The sequence below is a fragment of the Streptomyces echinoruber genome, assembly GCF_014651135.1.
Classification (GTDB): domain Bacteria; phylum Actinomycetota; class Actinomycetes; order Streptomycetales; family Streptomycetaceae; genus Streptomyces; species Streptomyces echinoruber.
Window position 1 is genome coordinate 298,599 of record NZ_BMWH01000002.1, and the last position, 18,113, is coordinate 316,711.

18 protein-coding genes are annotated in these 18,113 nt (G+C 70.9%); 14 read left to right on the top strand and 4 right to left on the bottom strand.

From position 1 onward, the window contains the following. The first annotated feature begins 55 nt into the window (after window positions 1-55). Genes IE225_RS04365 through IE225_RS04380 form a run of 4 tightly spaced genes read left to right on the top strand, consistent with a single transcriptional unit; the run spans window position 56 to window position 3,214 of the window. Window positions 56-1,267, top strand: coding sequence for a radical SAM protein (locus IE225_RS04365; RefSeq protein ID WP_229879224.1), 1,212 nt, complete (start codon window positions 56-58; stop codon window positions 1,265-1,267). Next, window positions 1,264-1,866, top strand: coding sequence for a 3'-5' exonuclease (locus IE225_RS04370; RefSeq protein ID WP_190055951.1), 603 nt, complete (start codon window positions 1,264-1,266; stop codon window positions 1,864-1,866). Before IE225_RS04365 ends, IE225_RS04370 begins: the two co-directional genes overlap by 4 nt. Beyond that, on the top strand, window positions 1,863-2,447 hold the full coding sequence (locus IE225_RS04375; RefSeq protein ID WP_190055952.1) for an AAA family ATPase: 585 nt from the start codon (window positions 1,863-1,865) through the stop codon (window positions 2,445-2,447). Before IE225_RS04370 ends, IE225_RS04375 begins: the two co-directional genes overlap by 4 nt. Continuing rightward, window positions 2,444-3,214: an aldo/keto reductase gene (locus IE225_RS04380; RefSeq protein WP_190055953.1), complete on the top strand. Its 771-nt coding sequence runs from the start codon at window positions 2,444-2,446 to the stop codon at window positions 3,212-3,214. The genes IE225_RS04375 and IE225_RS04380 overlap by 4 nt, the downstream gene beginning before the upstream one ends. Window positions 3,215-3,476: 262 nt before the next feature. On the opposite strand, the gene IE225_RS04385 is transcribed toward IE225_RS04380, so the two are convergent. Further along, on the bottom strand, window positions 3,477-3,731 hold the full coding sequence (locus IE225_RS04385) for a helix-turn-helix domain-containing protein (RefSeq protein WP_190055954.1): 255 nt from the start codon (window positions 3,729-3,731) through the stop codon (window positions 3,477-3,479). 207 nt (window positions 3,732-3,938) lie between these two features. On the opposite strand from IE225_RS04385, the gene IE225_RS04390 reads away from it, so the two are divergent. Continuing rightward, window positions 3,939-5,564, top strand: coding sequence for a site-specific integrase (locus tag IE225_RS04390; RefSeq protein ID WP_190055955.1), 1,626 nt, complete (start codon window positions 3,939-3,941; stop codon window positions 5,562-5,564). 676 nt (window positions 5,565-6,240) lie between these two features. Here IE225_RS04390 and IE225_RS04395 read toward each other — a convergent pair. Then, window positions 6,241-6,495, bottom strand: a complete 255-nt coding sequence (locus tag IE225_RS04395) for a Txe/YoeB family addiction module toxin (protein ID WP_190055956.1) — start codon at window positions 6,493-6,495, stop codon at window positions 6,241-6,243. After that, a complete protein-coding gene (locus tag IE225_RS04400; protein WP_190055957.1) occupies window positions 6,492-6,755 on the bottom strand; it encodes a type II toxin-antitoxin system Phd/YefM family antitoxin in 264 nt (87 codons plus the stop codon). The genes IE225_RS04395 and IE225_RS04400 overlap by 4 nt, the downstream gene beginning before the upstream one ends. Before the next feature lie 284 nt (window positions 6,756-7,039). Here IE225_RS04400 and IE225_RS04405 point away from each other — a divergent pair, with 284 nt between their 5' ends. The 4 genes from IE225_RS04405 (at window position 7,040) to IE225_RS04420 (ending at window position 12,184) form a co-directional block, all read left to right on the top strand. After that, the gene (locus IE225_RS04405; RefSeq protein ID WP_229879225.1) at window positions 7,040-8,722 is read left to right on the top strand and encodes an SWIM zinc finger family protein; all 1,683 of its coding nucleotides are present in this window, start codon (window positions 7,040-7,042) and stop codon (window positions 8,720-8,722) included. Window positions 8,723-8,973: 251 nt separating this feature from the next. Next, a complete protein-coding gene (locus tag IE225_RS04410) occupies window positions 8,974-9,576 on the top strand; it encodes a DUF8820 family protein (protein ID WP_190055958.1) in 603 nt (200 codons plus the stop codon). 196 nt (window positions 9,577-9,772) lie between these two features. Continuing rightward, entirely contained in the window at window positions 9,773-10,534 is a 762-nt protein-coding gene (locus IE225_RS04415) for a hypothetical protein (protein ID WP_190055959.1), read from the top strand. Between the two features lie 102 nt (window positions 10,535-10,636). Continuing rightward, window positions 10,637-12,184, top strand: a complete 1,548-nt coding sequence (locus IE225_RS04420; RefSeq protein ID WP_190055960.1) for a serine/threonine-protein kinase — start codon at window positions 10,637-10,639, stop codon at window positions 12,182-12,184. 489 nt (window positions 12,185-12,673) lie between these two features. Here IE225_RS04420 and IE225_RS04425 read toward each other — a convergent pair whose 3' ends face one another. Then, complete coding sequence (locus IE225_RS04425; RefSeq protein ID WP_190055961.1) at window positions 12,674-13,291, bottom strand: helix-turn-helix domain-containing protein; 618 nt, start codon at window positions 13,289-13,291, stop codon at window positions 12,674-12,676. A 107-nt stretch (window positions 13,292-13,398) separates the two neighbouring features. Between IE225_RS04425 and IE225_RS04430 the strand changes: the two genes are divergently transcribed. From IE225_RS04430 to IE225_RS04450, 5 genes are all read left to right on the top strand, one after another. Further along, entirely contained in the window at window positions 13,399-14,787 is a 1,389-nt protein-coding gene (locus IE225_RS04430) for an MFS transporter (protein WP_190055962.1), read from the top strand. Between the two features lie 196 nt (window positions 14,788-14,983). After that, on the top strand, window positions 14,984-15,403 hold the full coding sequence (locus IE225_RS04435; protein WP_190055963.1) for a PepSY domain-containing protein: 420 nt from the start codon (window positions 14,984-14,986) through the stop codon (window positions 15,401-15,403). Between the two features lie 35 nt (window positions 15,404-15,438). Continuing rightward, window positions 15,439-15,618 (top strand): hypothetical protein, encoded by a 180-nt coding sequence (locus IE225_RS04440; protein WP_190055964.1) that lies wholly within the window; start codon window positions 15,439-15,441, stop codon window positions 15,616-15,618. A gap of 216 nt (window positions 15,619-15,834) precedes the next feature. Further along, window positions 15,835-16,569, top strand: coding sequence for a response regulator transcription factor (locus tag IE225_RS04445; RefSeq protein ID WP_190055965.1), 735 nt, complete (start codon window positions 15,835-15,837; stop codon window positions 16,567-16,569). After that, window positions 16,566-18,011 (top strand): sensor histidine kinase, encoded by a 1,446-nt coding sequence (locus IE225_RS04450; protein WP_190055966.1) that lies wholly within the window; start codon window positions 16,566-16,568, stop codon window positions 18,009-18,011. The genes IE225_RS04445 and IE225_RS04450 overlap by 4 nt, the downstream gene beginning before the upstream one ends. Window positions 18,012-18,113 lie beyond the last annotated feature (102 nt).

An 18,113-nucleotide genomic window follows, 5' to 3' on the forward strand; every position in this document is an offset into this window, starting at 1 on the left:
CGCCAAGAAGCTGCCTGTCACCCAGAAGTCTCCACAACGCAAGGAGAAGACCGCAGTGGAACATCCGCCGTCGTTGAACCTCGCTCCTGCCGTGCGCCGGAGCAGGACGCTGCCGTTGCTGACGGCTCAGCAGATCGCGAAGCTGACACCGAAGCTCGCCGACGTGATCGAGTACCGCAAGTCCGGGCTCTCGCTCAATCACGTGATCGGATGCCCTCTGGAGTGCGGGTACTGCATCCGGCACCTGTACGGCAACTGGGGCATGAAGACCCCGCGGCTGCTGATGAGCGACGAGGACGCCGTGGCCGAGCTGATCGGGCACCGCTACTTCCGCCCGCACATCACCCCGGTGCAGCTGTTCAACAAGGCCACCGACCCGATGCTGCCCGTCGTCAAGCCCCACACGCTCAACACGCTGCGGCTGCTGGACGAGCAGGGCCTGACCAACCACGTCCTGGTGATCACGCGGTGGCGCGTCGAGCCCGAGGACTGCCAGGCGCTGAACAGCTACCGGAACTTGAAGGTGACCGTGCTGGTCACGCATTCGAACATCCAGCACGACGGTATCGAGCCGGTCGACTCGAACATCGCCGCCACCAGCTTGAAGGTCCTGCACGAGCACGCCGACCGCTACCGGGTCATCCTGTACTGGCGGCCGATCGTCCCCGGCCTGAACGACTCCGACGAGGACATCGCCCGCGCGGCCGAGCTGGGCCGCCGCGCACACGCCACCGTCTTCACCGGCCTGTTCTACCGGAACGAGATCGCTGCCTACTACCGGGAGATGGGGCTGCCCGAGCCCTACGACACCACCGCTCGCCGCAAGATCATGCCGGAGACGCTGGAGTCCCGCATTCTGGCGGCCTTCCGCCGCCCCAGCGACGAGGAACAGCCCTTCGGGCCGCTGTTCCGCAAGACCTCGTGCGCGGTCGCCTACGCCCACCAGATGGCGGACTACAACGGCCATTACGGCATCCGGGAGTTGTGCGACATCTGCCCGCGGAGGCAGGTCGGCCTCTGCGCGCAGGCGTGGAAGGCGCCTGCTCAGGAGGACGTCGACCGCGCGGCGGCCCAGCTCGGTGCGACCGGCCCGGTGCAGATCACCGATCGGGCGGTCATCACCGAGGGACTGGGCGAGCAGCCCCGGTACTTCCTCCAGCACGGCTACGGTTTCCAGGTCCACGACCGGAGCCACCCGCACCGGCCGCGGCGGCACGGCCGCGCGGAAATCGGCTGGCAGGACTCGGAAGGAACCCCCCGCCCGTGAGGTATGCCGACTGGCCCCGTCCCCTCCTCGTCGTCGACGTCGAGGGGAACGGGGCCAATCCGCCCGACCTGGTCGAGGTCGCGCTCTTTCCCGTCGAAGGCGGCCGGGTGCGCCCCGAGCGGGCCCGGCAGTGGCTCATCCGCCCGCCCGTCCCGATCCCGGATCGCATCATCCGCATCCACGGCATCACCAATGAGATGACCGCCACGGCTCCCCGTTGGTCGGCCGTCGCGAAGGAGGTCGGCGCCGCCCTGGAGGGGGCGTGGATCGCCGCCCACAACGCCGGCGTCGAATACGGCGCTCTGACCCGGCATCTGCCCGGCTGGCAGCCGGCCGGGGTCATCGACACCCTCCGCCTCGCCAGGGCCGCTCTCCCCGGCCACAAAGGTTTCGGCCTCGACGCGCTCCTGGCGCACACCGGCATCACCCTCGACGGCGTCACCGGCACCCGGCACCGCGCCGCCTACGACGCCCACGCCACCGCCCTGCTCCTCCTCCACCTCGCCCAGCACTACGCCACCTGGGAGGAGATCGCAGCCGCGGCTGTCCCGCCCGGCATGCCCGGACACCCCCGACACGAGGAGAACACCCTGTGGTGACCACCCCCGTCCGCATAGCCGTCGCCGGCACCCACTCCACCGGCAAAACCACCCTCGTGCGCCGCCTGGAGACAGAACTGCGCGCCCACGGCTACACCGTGGCCCGCACCCCCACCTCGTTCGCCGCCCAGGCCGCCGACCTCGGCTTCCCCAAGCTCCAGCAGCAGACCGCCGAGTGCACCGAATGGATCATCGCCGCCTCGGCCGCGGCCTCCGCACAAGCCACCCTCGCCGCCGCCGACGCCGTCCTGATCGACCGATCCGCCCTCGACCCGGTCGCCTACTACCTCGCCGCGCTCGAACGCAGCGACCGGCAACCGCCCGCCGGGGCCGACGCCTACCTGCGGACTCTCGCGCACGCCTACGCCGCCGGATACGACCTGCTGCTGGCCACCGTGCTCGACCCGGACGTGCCACTGGGGGAGCACCGCGACCGCGACCTCGACTACCGGGCGGCTGTAGACGCCCACCTGCACCAGCTCCTTGGCGCAGTCCGCCACCAGAAGGTCCGCAACCACCCTTCCGACCAGGAGGCCGCCATCCAAGCCGCTCTGACCGCCGTCGAGGAAGCCGACCGATGACCCCCACCCCACCCGCGGGCACCCTCACCCTCGCCGGAACGACCGTCTCCCGGCTCGGATACGGCACGATGCGGCTCACCGGTCCCGGCACCTGGGGCGACCCGGCAGACACCGCGCAGGCCGTCGCGCTGCTGCGCAGCGTGGTCCACGAGCACGGCATCACGCACATCGACACCGCCGACGCCTACGGGCCCCACACCGTCGAGCACCTCGTCCGCCAGGCCCTCCACCCCTACCCCGCAAACGTGGTCATCGCCACCAAGGTCGGCATGATCCGCCCCGGCCCGAACGTGTGGAGACCGCTCGGCCGACCCGACTACCTCCGTGCCGCGGTCGAGCAGAGCCTGCGCCGGCTGGGCACGGACTGCCTGACCCTGTGCTACCTGCACCGCATCGACCCGACCGTCCCCTTCCTCGACCAGATCGGCGCCCTCGCCGACCTCCAGCAGGAAGGCAAGATCGCCCACATCGGCCTGTCCAAGGTCACCCCGGCCCAGATCGACCTCGCCGGCACGGTCATCGACGTGGCCGCCGTCCAGAACAAGCTCAACCCGGCAGTTCCCGACGACGCAGCAATCACCGTCGAGCACTGCCGAACCCGAGGCATCCCGTACATTCCGTACGCTCCCCTCGGCGCCGGAGCCCTCGCCCACGGCGGCGGAGCCGTCACCGCCCTTCGCTGGCTACTGGACCTCGGCCCTCACATCGCGCCGATCCCCGGCACCACCTCACAACACCACCTCAAGCAGTTGACTGGACATGGCTGAGATGGCGGGTCTGGTCCGCCGGGCGGCCGTGACCGAGTTGGAGTACACCGCCTGGTTGTCGAGGAAGGGCCAACCCGGTCCCGTCCGTCCGCCGCTCCCCGCGCGGTGGGCTGGCGGGACTGCTCGGTGTCCGTGGCTGTTCGCCGGCGGCCGGGCGTGACTGCACGCGGTGCGCGCCCGGCGATGGGTCTGCGGGCGCACGAGCAGTGGGGGGGCGGGCCGATGTGAGCGTCGCGGCGCCTGCTGAGCGCTGACGGCGTGGTCAGGCTGCGTTGCCCTGTGGGGTGGTTGGATCGGGCACGGTCAGGACGCGGCGCAGGTCGGCGGTGACGACGCGGTACTTGCGGCCCGCGCGGATGACCTTGCACGGGAACTCGCCGGCGCGGACCAGCTTGTACGCGCTGTCGCGGCCGATGCCGAAGGCCCGGCCGGCGAGTTCGACGTCGATGGTGGGCGGCAGGCTCAGCAGGTCGGCCGTCCGCAGGGTCTTCTCGTCGAGGGCCTCGTGGGTGGTCATCGGGTGCCTTCCTCCTCCGGCTACTACGCACTACTGCGCAGCACTGCGCATCACTGCATCGCACGGTACGGGATTGGTTGTCACGGCACAACACGACCGTTACGGTCGGCTGTCCGGCGAGATTTGATCAGCGGGCGTCGCCCCGTTGCTCGCCGATGTGGACGCAAGACGCCCGGCGGCGACCGCTGCCGGGCAGGGGAGGGACGTATGGCCGGGGCCAGACGAGCCGGCGGGATCACGCGACGATGCGAGTGCCGAGGTGACGACGGGCGCAGGCTGGGGCAGCAGTGCCCGCAGCTCAAGAAGCGCAACCACGGCACCTACCAGCTGAGGCAGGAGCTGCCGTCCGCTGCGGACGGCACGCGCCGGGTCTTCCGCCGGACCGGGTACGACGGCGTCAAGGAAGCGCAAGGCGACCTCGACAAGATCCGCGCGATCCTCGATCTCGCCGGCGGTGACGAGCAGTACGCACAGCAGATCGGTGACCTGCTCGCGAAGGTCCAGCGCGACCGCGAGGACATTCCCGACGTCGCCGAGGTGAAGCGGCGCCTGGCCGGCGGTGTCGCGCTGAGCAGCGACATGACGGTCGGCGAGTGGCTGGATGCGTGGCTGGACGCGAAGAAGACCAAGCGGCGCACGACGAGCAGCTACGAGTCGCATATCCGCGTGCACCTGCGGCCGGGCCTGGGGCACTACAAGCTCGACCGGCTCAACGTCGGTCACGTCCAGGCCTTCTTCGACTCCATCGACGAGCGCAACGAGGTGATCCGGGCTCAGAACCAGGCGCGCCGCGAGCAGGAGGCGCGCTGCAGGTGGAAGCCCGGCACGAAGGGCGGCCGGCCGTCTCCCGAGGTGTCCGAGCAGCTGGCGGCCGAGCGGGAGAAGCTCGCGGCGATGCCGCCGTACCAGCACGTCACCGGGCCGGCGACGCAGCAGCGCATCCGGGCGACGCTGCGGGCCGCGCTGAACGCGGCTATCCGCAAGCAGTTGATCACGTTCAACCCGGCGCAGTGGGTCGAGCTGGCGTCGGGGAAGCGGCCGAAGGCGCGGCTGTGGACCGCGCAGCACGTCGCGCACTGGCGCCGCACGGGGGAGAGGCCCAGCCCGGTGATGGTGTGGACGCCCGAGCAGCTCGGGCAGTTCCTCGACGAGGCCGAGTCGAGCAGGTTGTACTCGTTCTTCCAGCTGATCGCGTTCCGTGGCCTGCGCCGCGGTGAGGGCGTCGGGCTCGCCTGGTCGCACGTCGACCTGGACGCGGGGCTCATCACGCCGGCGAAGACCCTCGTGGTCGACCGGTGGGAGGTGTTCGAGGACGACCCGAAGACGGAGGAGTCGGCGTCGACGATCGGGCTCGACTCGCTGAACGTCGCCGCGCTGCGCGAGCGTCGCCGGCAGCAGCTCGCCGAGCGGGATGCGTGGAACCGGTACGCGGCCGAGCAGCGCGCGGCCGGGAAGGACGTCGCGGACTGGGTCGACACGGGGAAGGTGTGGACCGAGCCGGACGGGACGTGGCTGCACCCGGAGAAGGTCAGCGAGGAGTTCCGGCGGATCCGTGACCGTGCCGGGCTGCCGCCGGTGAGCCTGCGGGACCTGCGACACCTGGCGGCGACGCTCGTGTACGCGGCCGGCGGTGACGTGCACGCGGTGAAGACGGTGCTGCGGCACTCGTCGGTGCAGCTGACGTCTGGCACGTACACGGAGGTCCTCGAGGACGTCGACCGGGCGATCGCGGAGAAGGCCGCGGACCTGGTGCCGCGCGCCCGGCGTGCCGCAGCGAGTGAGCCGGCCGACGCTGGGGACGGCGGGGGCGGCGACGCCGTGGAAGCCGCGTAGGCTGTCGGGCGAGTAGAACGTGAAGGGGTCCGTCACCGCAGGTGGCGGGCCCCTTCTGCTCGCCCGGTGCTCGCCCGAACGCTTCATAACGGTCCCGCAGAGGGCATCACGGGATCGCATGGACGGGATAGGGTGGGAGTGCGGAAAGGGCCGCTGACCTGCACTGTTCCGCACGGGGCATCACTGGATCGCACGAGGCAGTACGACGGCCGCTCAACGCTCGCCGGACTCATAATCCGTCGGCCGTGGGTTCGAGTCCCACCCGCCCCACCAGGCGCAGGTGGACGCAGGACCGTTTCTACCTGCAGGAACGAGGGAACGAGGGCCGCCACTCCAGGGTGGCGGCCCTCGTTCATACGTTCAGACCAAGATCCAGGGGACACGCAGGGGACACGGTCGGGTGACATGCGAGTCGTAGCCGGAATTGACCGTATCGCCCCATGGGTGTCGTGAGGGGAAAGTGCCGAGCGAGGCCTCGGCGCTGTGCTGCCTCTGTCGTACGCCGGGGCGCCGCGACTCCGGGGCGGGCATGTCGGCGGTCGGTGTGTCCGCATGGGAGCGCCCGCACTGCGCTGTCGGCTCGGCCCGCCGCTGTGAACGGGACGAGCGGTCGGGTGCTCTCTGTCGGCGGCGTTGCCCTGCGTGGTTCGGGCCGGTGATGGTTCTTCGGGCCGGGTCAGTAGTGGTACCGAGCCTGGACGATGATCAACTCATCGTCGGTCGGTTTGTAGACGAGTCGGTGCGTGTCGTCGATCCTCCGAGACCAGTAGCCCGACAGGTCACCTTTCAGGGGCTCCGGCTTGCCGATGCCCTTGAAGGGATCGCGCGTGGTGTCGTCGATCAGCTTGTTGATGCGCCTGACCATCTTGCGGTCGCTCTCGGCCCAGTAGGTGTAGTCCTCCCAGGCGTGGGACGTGAACGAGATCTTCACGCACGCTCCGCGCCGGGGTCGATCAGCGCGCGATTCCGGGTCTTGCCGGCCTCCGCCTCGGCGATGGAGTCGAGCAGGCGGCGGGCGTTCTTGGGGGAGCGCAGGAGGTGCACCGTCTCGGTCCAGGAGTTGAAGTCCTCTTCGGACATGAGGACGGCGTTCCCCTTGCGGGAGGTGATGTGAACCGGAGCGTGGTCCTCGTTGACCTGTTCGATCAGGGGGAACAGGTTCTGTCGCGCCTCGCTGGCGGTGATGGACATGCTTGCCGCCTCCTCTCACTTGATTTGTACAAGATATGGTACGAGTCCTGATCGTGTCCACAGTTCCCGGCGCACGGTGGAGTGGTGGAGCGAAGGCCACTCGGTGGTCTCGTTTGCGGCAGTGCGGTGAGTTCGGTGGGTGGGGCGGCCCGTCTCGTCGATTTCTGTCTCGATCGGGTGGAGGCGGGCCTTGGCCGGCAAGGCCGAGTCCCCTGGGGCAGGGGCCTCGGTCCCCTCATCGTTCAGCTTGGCCGGCACCGCGCCTTGTGCGGTTGAATGCCGGTGTGGCGCGGAAAGTGGTGGGATTCGACGAGGGCGATCTGAGGACGCTGGCCGGGACTCGGTCCTTCGAGCGGGGGCTGGGCTATCTGGACGCGGTGAGTGGGCTGGAGGTGGGGGAGGGCTCGGTCACCGCCGTGGTGCACGGTACGGATGTCTACGAGGTGGAGCTCACTCTCGGCGGCGGCGAGGGCATCTCGGGGTGGTGCGACTGTCCGTACGGGCAGGAGGGAAACTTCTGCAAGCACTGTGTGGCGGTCGGGCTGACCGTGCTGCGGCGGGCGAAGACGATTCCGCATCAGGAAGCCGCGGCGCGGGAGCGAGCTTCCGGACTGCAGGCATGGCTTTCGGCGCTGTCACGTGACGAACTCCTGGCGCTGGTGCGGGAGCAGATCGCTGAGGACCGGGAGTTACGCCGGCGCCTGGAGTTGCGGGCAGCCACTGCCCGGTCCGACCTCGGTGCGGTCCGGGACCGGATCATCGCGCTGATCGATCCGCGGCCGTTCGCCCGATACGGGTACGTCGAGTACGCCGATACCGCTGGGTATGGGCGGCAGGTGGCCGAGGCTGCGGCCGCGCTGCGTGCCCTGACCGCCGACGGGCAGGCGGCGCAGGCGGTCGGTCTGGCCGAGGAGGCGCTCCGCGTGCTGGGGCAGGCGTACGGAGAGATCGATGACTCCGACGGGGTGGTCGGGCAGGCCGCCGCTGCGGTGGCCGAGGCTCATCTGGAGGCCTGCCGAGTCGCCTGCCCCGATCCGGAGCGGCTGGCCGAGTGGCTGGTCGGCACGGTGCTCGACGACAGCGACGACGTGACGGACCTGGATCCGCTCGACTACGCCGACGCGCTGGGGCCGAGTGGACTGGCCCGCCTGCGGCACCTGGCGGCCGAGGCGCTCAGGCGCAGGCCGTCCGGCTGGTCGGAGCGGTATCTGATGGAGCGCCTGGTCAGGGCGGAGGGCGACGTCGACGCGCTGGTCGCCCTGCATGCGCAGAACCTCGACCCGTCCGGGGCCACCCATCTGCTCATCGCCGAGGAGCTGGAATCGGCGGGACGTGCGGACGAGGCGCTCGTGTGGGCGGAGCGGGGACTGCGGGAGTGCGCCACCAAGGCGTACATCGACGGCCGTCTGGTCGACTACGTGTGCGTGCGGTACGCGCAGGCGGGCCGGGCGGCCGACGCGGTCGCGGTACGCCGGGACCGGTTCCGTCTCGAGCGGTCCCTGGCCGCCTACCGGCAGTTGCGCTCCGCCGCCCGGGCTGCAGACTGCTGGGAGGCCGAGCGCGCGGCGGCGCTGGCCGTCTTGGAGGAGGACGCCCGCCGTGCGCGCGGCGGCCGGTACGGCGGGCCCGTGCTGATCGACGCGTTGCTCGACGACGGCGACCTGGACGCCGCCTGGCGCGAGGCGTCCGGCCGCGCCGACGACCGGCAGTGGGAGACACTCGCCGACCTCTCGCGCGAGACCCGCCCGGCCGAGGCGCTCGGCGTGTACCTGCGGCTGGTCGAGCGGTCGAAGGAACCGACGGGGGACCACGCCTACGAGCGCCTGGCACGGCTGCTGTCGGCTGCCCGTGACTGCCATCGCGCGCTGGGGACCGAGGATGCGTTCACCCTGTTTCTCGCCGGCCTGCGGAGGGAACTGAAGCGCAGGCGGAAGCTGATGAGCATCCTTGACCGGCACGGGCTGTGAAAGGGCTCTGGCAGAGGCCCATCGGCGAGGGGAGGACGACCGGGACAGGGGTCGGCCAACCGCCAGGGACACGCAGGGGACGGAAGGACCCGGAGGAATCAGGAAGGCCCGCACGGAGCCAGAACGGCACAGTGCTGGTCCTGCCCGGGGCGGGGCATCCATCCGTCACGGAAGCATGGGAAGCATGGGAAGCATGGGAAGCATGGTTGGCCGTGCGGGGGCACGGACCGGCCGGGGCGGGAGGGGCCAGGGTGCTCGTCTTCGCCGGAGCCGGCGGAGAGTTCGCCGGAGCCGACGGAGAGGCGGAGGGAGCCGGGTGCTGTCGCGCCTGGGAGGTCCACTCGTTCTTCGACGACCCCGTCAAGGCGGCCTCCTGGCTGCTGGGCCTGACCCGCGACCAGTACGTGACGGTGAATCAGCACGCGGAATCCTCGCTCTTGGGGACCCTGCCGCAGCCGGGCGGGCCCCTCGCGGACGAGACCGGAACCGCTGTCCGGGGCGTGACCGTGCCGCTGCTGTCCGGCCCTCAGCGCCAGGGCGACATAGGCGTGATCCCCGTGGAGATGGCGGGCTGCCCGGCTGAAGGGGGCGGCACGCTCGTCCCCGCCGAGGGGGTGATCATACGGGCCGGGTGGGACGAGCACCCCCACTGCCTCCTCGCGGAGGGGGCCGTGACGTGGCGGCCGCTACGCGCGGACCAGCGCGACGTGGGCGTCTTGACCGTGGAACCCGGCGCCGCGGCGTTCCTGACGCACGGGCCGCTTGCTCCGCTCGGCTGCGCCCCGGGATCGTACCTGGTACGGCGTCATGTCCCCCCGGGGGACAACGGTTTGTTCCTGAAGGGCGTCCTGTGAGCCGGGTCCGGGGCGCTGGTCCCGTGCCGGCACGGCCGGAATACTGGCTGTGTGGCTGACTGGCTGGTGTTCGCGGGCTGCCTGGCGGTGCTGCTGGCCGTGTTCTTGTGGGAAGACCATGTGACCAGGCGCGCCGCGAGGAGCGCGCCACCGCTTCCTCGCCCGGGAGCGGCAGGCGGAGGAACAGCGACAGAGTGTGCGCGGTGCCGAGGCGCAGGACGAACTCGGCCCGGTGGAGCTGGGCCTGCTGACCGGTGGGGAAGCCGGTGCGGTGGACGTGCTCGTGGCCGGTCTGATCGCGGACGGGGTCCTGCGGAGGACCGAACCCACAGCGGAGTCCCCGGAACGCTGGGCGGCCACCGCTTCGAGCAGGGAGCCCGCCTCCGGGCTGGAGCAGGAGGTGCGCCGGGTTGCGTCAGGGAAGGGCCTGTACCTGTGGGAACTGACGCCCCACTTGCTGCCCGCCGTAGAGGAGACGAAGATCGCCCTGCTCTCCACGGGGCACCTGCGGCCGGCCGGCCCGCCCGGCTCCGATCGCCGGCAGGGCACGGGCGGCCTGCCCTACCCGGTGCCGGAGCCGGCCGGCCGTCGTCCGGTACTTGCCGCGGCCGGCGTGCTGGCCGTGCTGGCAGCGGTGGTGCTGGCCGTGGACGGCGCATGGGTACGGGCCGTGCTGGCCGTGACCGTCGGCGGTGTGGTTTCCGCGCACCGGCCTGCCGACCTGGCGTACCGCGCCCTCCCACTGCCGCCGGTGACCGCCAAGGGCATCCTCGCCGTCGAACGGGCTCGCGCCCGGCACGCACAGCTGGACCCGCGCTCTCGCCCGCAGACCCTGCCGTACACCCCGTGGGAAGCGCGCCTGGGCGTCGCGCTGTTCGGCTCGCTGGACCGGATTCATCCTCGTCTGAGGGCAGACCGCCAGGCTCCGTTGCTGTATGTCGACGGCCCCGGCGAGTGACCCCCTTGATTCTGCTCCACCCCGCAGTGGCCGGCCGCTTCGTCCTCGGCAGGCGCTACATTGACCTCGCCGTGGTGCGACAAGGGGGGACAGGGGGAGGACATGAGGGATTTGGTGCCCGAGGATCCCCGGACACTCGGCCCGTTCCAGCTGACCGCCAGACTCGGGGAGGGCGGCATGGGGCAGGTCTTCCTCGGCCGGTCGCCGGGAGGACGACGCGTCGCCGTGAAGACCGTACGGGCCGAGATCGCGGCCGATCCCCGTTTCCGGGAACGCTTCCGGCACGAGGTGGAGGCCGCGAAGCGGGTCGGCGGCTTCTGGACGGCGTCGGTCGTGGACGCGGACCCGGACGCGGACGTGCCGTGGGTGGCCAGCGACTACATCGACGCGCCCGACCTGGCCCAACTGGTCGGCCGCGACGGCCCGCTGGCGGAACCGGACGTGCTGCGGCTCGCCGGCGGACTGGCCGAGGCGCTCCAGTCGATCCACCGGGTCGGGCTCGTCCACCGCGATCTGAAGCCCTCCAACGTCCTCGTCACGGACGACGGCCCCCGCGTCATCGACTTCGGTATAGCCAAAGCCCTGGAAGGCGCACCGACCCTCACCTCCACGGGCCTCGTGATCGGTACGCCCGGCTTCATGTCCCCCGAACAGGCAGGCGGCCACCGGGTCGGAGAACTGAGCGACATCTTCTCCCTCGGCGCGATCCTCGTGTACGCGGCGACCGGAGTGGGTCCCTTCGGGGAGGGTTCGGCGCCCGCGCTCCTCTACCGGGTCGTGCACGACGAGCCCCGGCTGGACGGGGTGCCCGCGGGACTGCTGCGGGAGGTGGTGGAGGAGTGCCTGGCCAAACGCCCGGAGGACCGGCCCACCGCCGGGGAACTGCTGGACTGGCTGAACGAGGAGGAGTACCCCACCGCGCCGACGGAAACGGTGACGGCCGTACGGGACACGATCGCGGTGACCGCCGTACGGGACACGACGCCGGGGACGGCGACGCGCGTGGCGCCCGAGCCGGGGGACCCGACCGCCGCGCCGGTGCGCGTGGAGTACTCCGCGTACTTCCGCAAGCGCGGCTGTGGCTGCGCCACCGTCGGGGTGCTGACCGGCGTCGCCTTCTGGTGCGTGCCGCGGCTGGCGGGCGGCTGGAGCTATGCGCTCCTGGTGCCGTTGCTGCTTCTCGGGCTGATGTCCCTGTGGTCGGGCCTCACCATGCTGTGGCGTCCTAGCCGGGGGACGGTCGAGGTGGGAGCGGACGGTCTGACGTTCCGGAACACGGGCTTGGGGGGCGCCGACGTCTGGCGCGGCCGCTGGGACACCATCGCCTGCGTCACCCTGACGCCCGTCGCCTTCCGGAGAGCGCCGAAACACCTCGCCGTTCGTGTCGTGGCCACCCCGCCACCGGGCGCGGAATGGCAGGTGCCCCCGATCTTCACGGTCCGGCTGTCGGATGCCGAGCTGAACACCCTGCGGACGGCGCACAGCGCACTGAACGGCACCGGAAGGGCCGTCGCCGCGACCTCGACCATGCTCTACACGGACTTCGAAACCGCCCGTCATGAGATCGTCCGGCTCCACGAGGCCCTGCTCGCCCACGCCCCCGCCCGTTATCGCCCCGACGCCAACTTGGTTACGGTGCTGGGTCGTTGAGTGCCGTGGCTCGGACGACGCCCTGTCTTCGTACGATGTCGGATGCCTCGGCCGGATGCCTCGGAAGAGTCGTGTACGACGGGGTGTTGACCGTGTCTCCGAGCCGGCTCCATGACGCCCTGATCGCTCCCCCGGAAACGCGGGACGACCCACCGGGCCTCGGCGGACCGTAGCGAGGCGCTCCGCCGGACTGTCGCCGTTCGGGCAGGGTCAGTCGCCACCGCCGCTGTCGCTGACGGACGAACCGGAAGAGAGCGATGTCCTTCTGGATGAGGCCGATCGCGCCGAGGAATTGGCCCGGGCTGCCCCCTCCGGTGAGGACGAGTGTGCCCGGGCTTCAGGGCGCGCCTGAGATCGGAGACCGAGTGGTGGGCGACCAGGCCGAGGACAACGTCGTATCGCCGCCCGGAGCGTGCGAAGTCCTCCTTGGTGTGGTCGACGGCGTGGAGGTCAACGAGTTTGGGCCGCACCTTCGTTCCCGCGTCCTGATCAATGCGGTGTCGGTTGCGAGGGGGGCGTGGTGGTCGTCAGGGTCGCGCCGGTAGGTTTCGCGCGAACGACTGCTTGGTCGCCGCGTGGCCCGAACAGGTGCAGGATTTCCACCGTGTTGGTGTCAGCGGGGCCGAACCAGTGCGGTTCCCTGGTGTCGAACTCGGCGACCTCGCCCGGGTGGAGCGTGTGTTCGTGGCCTCCCAGGATGAGGCGCAGTTCGCCCGCGAGGACATAGAGCCACTCGTAGCCCTCGTGGGTGACCAGCTTCGGCTCGCGGGGCGCGAGGATGTGCTTGAACACCTGCACGCGGCCCGGGTACTGGGTCAGGGGCAGGACGATGCTGCCGTCGCTCTTGCGCACAGGCGTGAGGTGTATCCGAGGGTCACCGGTGGCCGGTGCGGCCACGAGTTGGTCGAGTGCGACACGGTACGCCCGGGCAAGCGGGATGAGCAGGTCCAGGGTCGGGCGCCGTCTGCCCGATTCGAGACGGGAGAGCGTGCTCACCGAGATCCCGGTCGTGGCCGCCACCGCCTGCAGCGTGAGTGCTCTGTCGCGGCGCAGCGTGCGCAGCCGCGGACCGATGCCGCCGAGGATCCGCTCCAGCTCTGTGTCCACGTCCTCCAGTCTCCGTTCTTTTGCGGTCTTCGCAAAAATGCTGGTCGGTGGCGGTCGCTTCGCCCGAGGCTGACCGGGAAGGCACTCCCGGACGTGAAAGGCGGACCATGACCGCGACAACGACCCACCCAGTTCAGGCCTCTCTGAGCGCGGGCAGGCGCTGGACCGTGCTGGCGGTCTGCTGTCTGAGCATGTTCCTGGTGGGGCTGGACACCACCATCGTCAACGTGGGTCTGCCCGCCATCGGGCGCGGTCTGGACGTCGGCATGCGCAGTCTGGAGTGGACCGTGGACGCGTACACCATCGTCCTGGCCGGTTTGCTGATCTCCTCCGGCGCGCTGGCGGACCGCTTCGGACGCCGGCGGGTGTTCCAGTGCGGGCTGGTCCTGTTCGGTGCCGCCTCGTTGGTCTGCGCGATGGCACCTTCGGTGGGCTGGCTCGTGGCGTCCCGCGCCGTTCAGGGCATCGGCGCCTCCATGCTCAGTCCCGTGGCCCTCGCGATCGTGGTGAACGCGATGCCGGACCCGCGGGAGCGGGCGCAGGCGATCGGCATCTGGGCGTCGGTCTTCGGGCTCAGCATGGCCATGGGCCCAGTCACCGGTGGTGCGCTCCTCGCCGGACTCGGCTGGCGGTCGCTGTTCTGGATCAACGCTCCGGTCGTCGTGATCGCCCTGGTGCTCAGCTCGCTGTTCGTACCCGAGTCCCGCGGGCCGCAGGCGCGGCGACTCGACCTTCCAGGGCAGGCCCTGCTGACCCTGGTCATCGGCGTCGGTGTCGGCGTCCTGATCGAAGGCCCGCGTATCGGCTGGACGTCACCCGTCGCACTGGCCGCCTACGGGTTCACGTCCCTGGCGACGGTCGCCTTCGTGCGGGTGGAATCCCGCCGCCCCGAGCCGCTCATGGATCTGCGGCTCTTTCGCAGTCCGCAGTTCAGCAGCGCCGTCCTGGGCGCCGTGACCGTCTTCGTCGCCCTGAACATCACGCTGCTGCTCAACACTCTCTACCTGCAGCACACCCGGGGATTCACACCGCTGAGCGCCGGGACGGCGACCCTGCCCATGGCCGCCGGAGCGACCATCTGCGCACCCTGGTCCGGCCGTCTGGTCTCTCGTCTCGGACCACGCGTGCCGCTGACTCTGGCCGGCGTCTTCCTCTTGGCCGGCGGACTCTGCCTGGTCGGGCTCGACCGGCACACGAGCCTGGCCCTGCTGCAGGTCGCCTACCTGCTCATCGGCGTCGGCTTCGGCTTCGCCAACGCACCGATCACGAACACCGCCGTAGGCGGACTGCCCCCGGGCCGCGCCGGCGTCGCGGGTGCGATCACGTCCACCGCACGACAGGTCGGCTCGGCCCTCGGCGTCGCCCTCGCGGGCGTCCTCGTCGCTCATGCCGCCCCGGCGGCGCTCGCACACGCGTCCCGCCCCGGCTGGTTCCTGGTGGCCGGCTGCGGTTTCCTCCTCCTCCTCATGGCGCAGGTACCACGGCCGAAGAGATGAGCCGATGTCCGCCGAAGTGAATCAAACCCGGACAAGCGTCGTGTGGCGAAAGATTGGCGATCTGCTGGACTCTCGCTCTCCCTTTGCTGGGCTGTCTCTCAACAGCGGGTTTCTAGGGTCGTTGTCGTCCCCCGGAGGCCCGGTCTCACAGGCCTCTGAAACCGCAAGTGATTCCCCAGTCTTTGGAGGCACCCTGATGCGTGCTCTGCCCCGTCGTGCCGTGCTGGCCGCTCCCTGCGCCGTGCTCATGTTCGCGCTGGTCGCCTGTGGTGGTTCCGACTCCGGATCCGACAGTTCCAAGGCGGCGGGCACCCAGCAGTCGGCCCAGGGCGCGGGGGGCGACGAGGCGGCAGGCGAGGCCGGTGACACCGACGACAAGACCGAGCCTCCGCTGACCGGTGACATCAAGCAGAAGGCCGAGGCCGCCGCGCTCGCCAAGTACCCGGGCACGGTCGTGAAGTCCGAGGAGGACGTGGAGAAGCCCGGCATGTACGCCGTGGAGGTGAAGCAGAAGGACGGCACCTCGATCGAGGTCTACGTCGACAAGTCCTTCAAGGTCACCGACACCAAGAAGGAAGGCACCGAGGAGACCGAGGAGGCCGAGGACGCCGGCTGACAAAGAGGCCCTGGGGCCCTCGGAGGGAGAACCCGGTGCCGACCGAACCCGGGCACGCCTCCGTCGCCTCCTCCTCGGACGCCGAGGAGACAGCGATCACGGCCGCGGTATCCGGCACGCCGACGCCGGTCGGTTACGGGGACCGCTTCGCGGAGGACGCCTTCGGCCACCCCTCGCCGTCGGCCGCGCACGCCTGGTCCGCCGCGCACGCCTGATCCGCCGACGCGGCGCCCGCGCCGGCTGCGGCCGCCGGTGAGGCGGCCCCCACGCCGTGGGCGCCGAGCGGAACACGCGGCACCGGACGTGGCGGGGCGCGCGGAGCGGCCGGACGGCACCCGCTTGTCGACCATCGTTCCGTACGTCTCCCCGGCCCCAGGCGGCTTCCCGTGAACTCTTCAACTCCCCTGGCACACCTGTGCGAGCCTTACGCCATGCGGTTGCTGCTCATCGAAGACGACGACCGAATCGCCGGCCCCCTTACCGAGGGCCTGGGACGCTACGGGTTCACCGTGGACCACGTCCGCACCGGCGCCGCCGGACTCGCCGACGCCGAAGCTGCGCCGGATCTGGTGCTGCTGGATCTCGGCCTGCCCGACATGGATGGCCTGGACGTCTGCCGCAGCCTGCGTGCCCGCTCCGCCGTACCGATCATCATGATCACCGCCCGGGGCGAGGAGGCCGACCGCGTCGTCGGCCTCGAACTCGGCGCCGACGACTATCTCGCCAAGCCCTTCGGGGTGCGGGAGTTGATCGCCCGCATCCGCGCCGTCACCCGCCGGGCCGGAGCACCCGCGTATGACCCGACCGGGCCCGTGGAAGCGCCGGAAATGCCCCCGCCGACGTCGGGCGCGCAGACATGGGGGCCGCTGACGGTCAACCGCCGCACTCGCGAGGTCCACCTCGATGGCCGGCCGGTGGCGCTGACTCCGCGCGAGTTCGACCTGCTCGCCCACCTCGCCGAGGATCCCGGAACGGTCTGCTCCCGTCAGCAGATCATGGACACGGTGTGGGATCCGCACTTCTTCGGCCCCACCAAGACCCTGGACGCCCACATCGCCGCGCTGCGCCGCAAGCTCGGCGATCCGGGCTGGATCACCACCGCCCGCGGGGTCGGCTTCCGCCTGACCGTTCCCGGCGACCGCACCGCCTCAGAGGCGGCCGGATGACCCGGCGCCTGCTGTTCAGCTACCTCGCGCTGGCCCTGCTCGTGCTGGCCGGCCTGGAGATCCCTCTCGGCTTCATCTACGCCCGCGGCGAGACCTCCCGCGCGTCGCAGAGCGTGGAACGCGACGCGTCCATGCTCGCCGAGATCACCGAGGAGAACATCGAGAAAGGCCGGCTCGACGCACTGCCCGATGTGGTCGGCGACTACGCCGAGCGCACCGGCGGCCGCGTCGTCGTCACCGACAAACACGGCATCGTCCTGACCGACTCCGCACCGCACGGCCGCATCGGCGTGAGTCTCGCCGGCCAGCCGGACATCGCCCGCGCCCTGCGCAACCAGCCCACCGTCACCACCACGACGGACAGCGCCGGAAGCGGCGTCCTGTCGGTCACCATGCCCGGCGCCTCGGGCACCGTCGTCCGCGGCACCCTGCGCCTGACCTACCCCCTGTCCGAAGTCGACGCCCGTATCCACCGCATCTGGGGCGCCCTCGCCCTGGCCGGAGCGGGCATCCTCGCCGTCGTCGCGCTGGCCGCGTTCAGCCTGGCCCGGTGGATCACCCGCCCGCTGCGCACCCTGGAAGCCGCAACGGCCCAACTCGCCGACGGACAGCTCACCCACCCGCCCGACGCCACCACCGGACCGCCCGAGCTGCGCAGTCTGGCCGCATCCTTCACCCACACGGCCACCCGCCTGCAGCAGCTCCTCAAGGCCCAGCAGGCGTTCGCCTCGGAAGCCTCCCACCAGCTGAAAACCCCGCTCACCGCACTGCGGCTACGGCTGGAGAACTTCGAGCCCTACCTCGATCCACGCGCCCATCCCAGCCTGGACGAGGCCGTCGGCGAGGTCGAACGCCTCGGCCGCATGATCCAGGGCCTGCTCGCCCTCGCCCGCATGGAGAACGCCGCCACCACCACCGAACCCGTCGACCTCGACGCCGTCCTCGCCGACCGCGCCGCGATGTGGGAGCCGCTGGCCGCCGAGCAGTACGTGGCCATCGACATCACCGGCCCACCGGTCGGCCACGTGTGGGCGATCCCCGGCGCCCTGGAACAGATCATCGACAACCTGCTCGCCAACGCCCTGCGTGTCTCCCCGCCCAGCACCACCATCACCCTGCACCGCGCCCCCGGCACCGAACTCCACGTCATCGACCAGGGCCCTGGCATGAACGAGGCCGACCGCGAGCGCGCCTTCGACCGCTTCTGGCGCTCCTCCGACTCCCACCACGACGGAACCGGTCTCGGCCTGCCGATCGTCCGGCACCTCGTCGACGCCTCCGGCGGCTCCATCACCCTGCACCCCGCCCCCGGCACCGGCATCGACGCCCGCGTCCGGCTACGTCCCGCCACCGCACGCCCGCGCGGCCCGCACTCCACGCCGGAAGACTTCCGCTCACCCCACGCCCCCAACCACCGGACGCAGGTGGCTGATCGAGGCTGAGATCGTCCCGCAGACGCACGAAGCGCACGGGGTACCTGGATCGTCGACCAGCTCACCCATCCTCCCCTCGGCCGAGAGTTCAAGGCGAGCCACGAGGAGTCG

What these genes read in the sequence shown, in the direction of transcription:
- IE225_RS04380 (WP_190055953.1), top strand. Translation starts at nt 2,444, where the DNA reads ATGACCCCCACCCCACCCGCGGGCACCCTCACCCTCGCCGGAACGACC.
- IE225_RS04385 (WP_190055954.1), bottom strand. Translation starts at nt 3,731, where the DNA reads ATGACCACCCACGAGGCCCTCGACGAGAAGACCCTGCGGACGGCCGAC.
- IE225_RS04390 (WP_190055955.1), top strand. Translation starts at nt 3,939, where the DNA reads ATGGCCGGGGCCAGACGAGCCGGCGGGATCACGCGACGATGCGAGTGC.
- IE225_RS04400 (WP_190055957.1), bottom strand. Translation starts at nt 6,755, where the DNA reads ATGTCCATCACCGCCAGCGAGGCGCGACAGAACCTGTTCCCCCTGATC.
- IE225_RS04420 (WP_190055960.1), top strand. Translation starts at nt 10,637, where the DNA reads ATGAGGGATTTGGTGCCCGAGGATCCCCGGACACTCGGCCCGTTCCAG.
- IE225_RS04430 (WP_190055962.1), top strand. Translation starts at nt 13,399, where the DNA reads ATGACCGCGACAACGACCCACCCAGTTCAGGCCTCTCTGAGCGCGGGC.
- IE225_RS04435 (WP_190055963.1), top strand. Translation starts at nt 14,984, where the DNA reads ATGCGTGCTCTGCCCCGTCGTGCCGTGCTGGCCGCTCCCTGCGCCGTG.
- IE225_RS04445 (WP_190055965.1), top strand. Translation starts at nt 15,835, where the DNA reads ATGCGGTTGCTGCTCATCGAAGACGACGACCGAATCGCCGGCCCCCTT.
- IE225_RS04450 (WP_190055966.1), top strand. Translation starts at nt 16,566, where the DNA reads ATGACCCGGCGCCTGCTGTTCAGCTACCTCGCGCTGGCCCTGCTCGTG.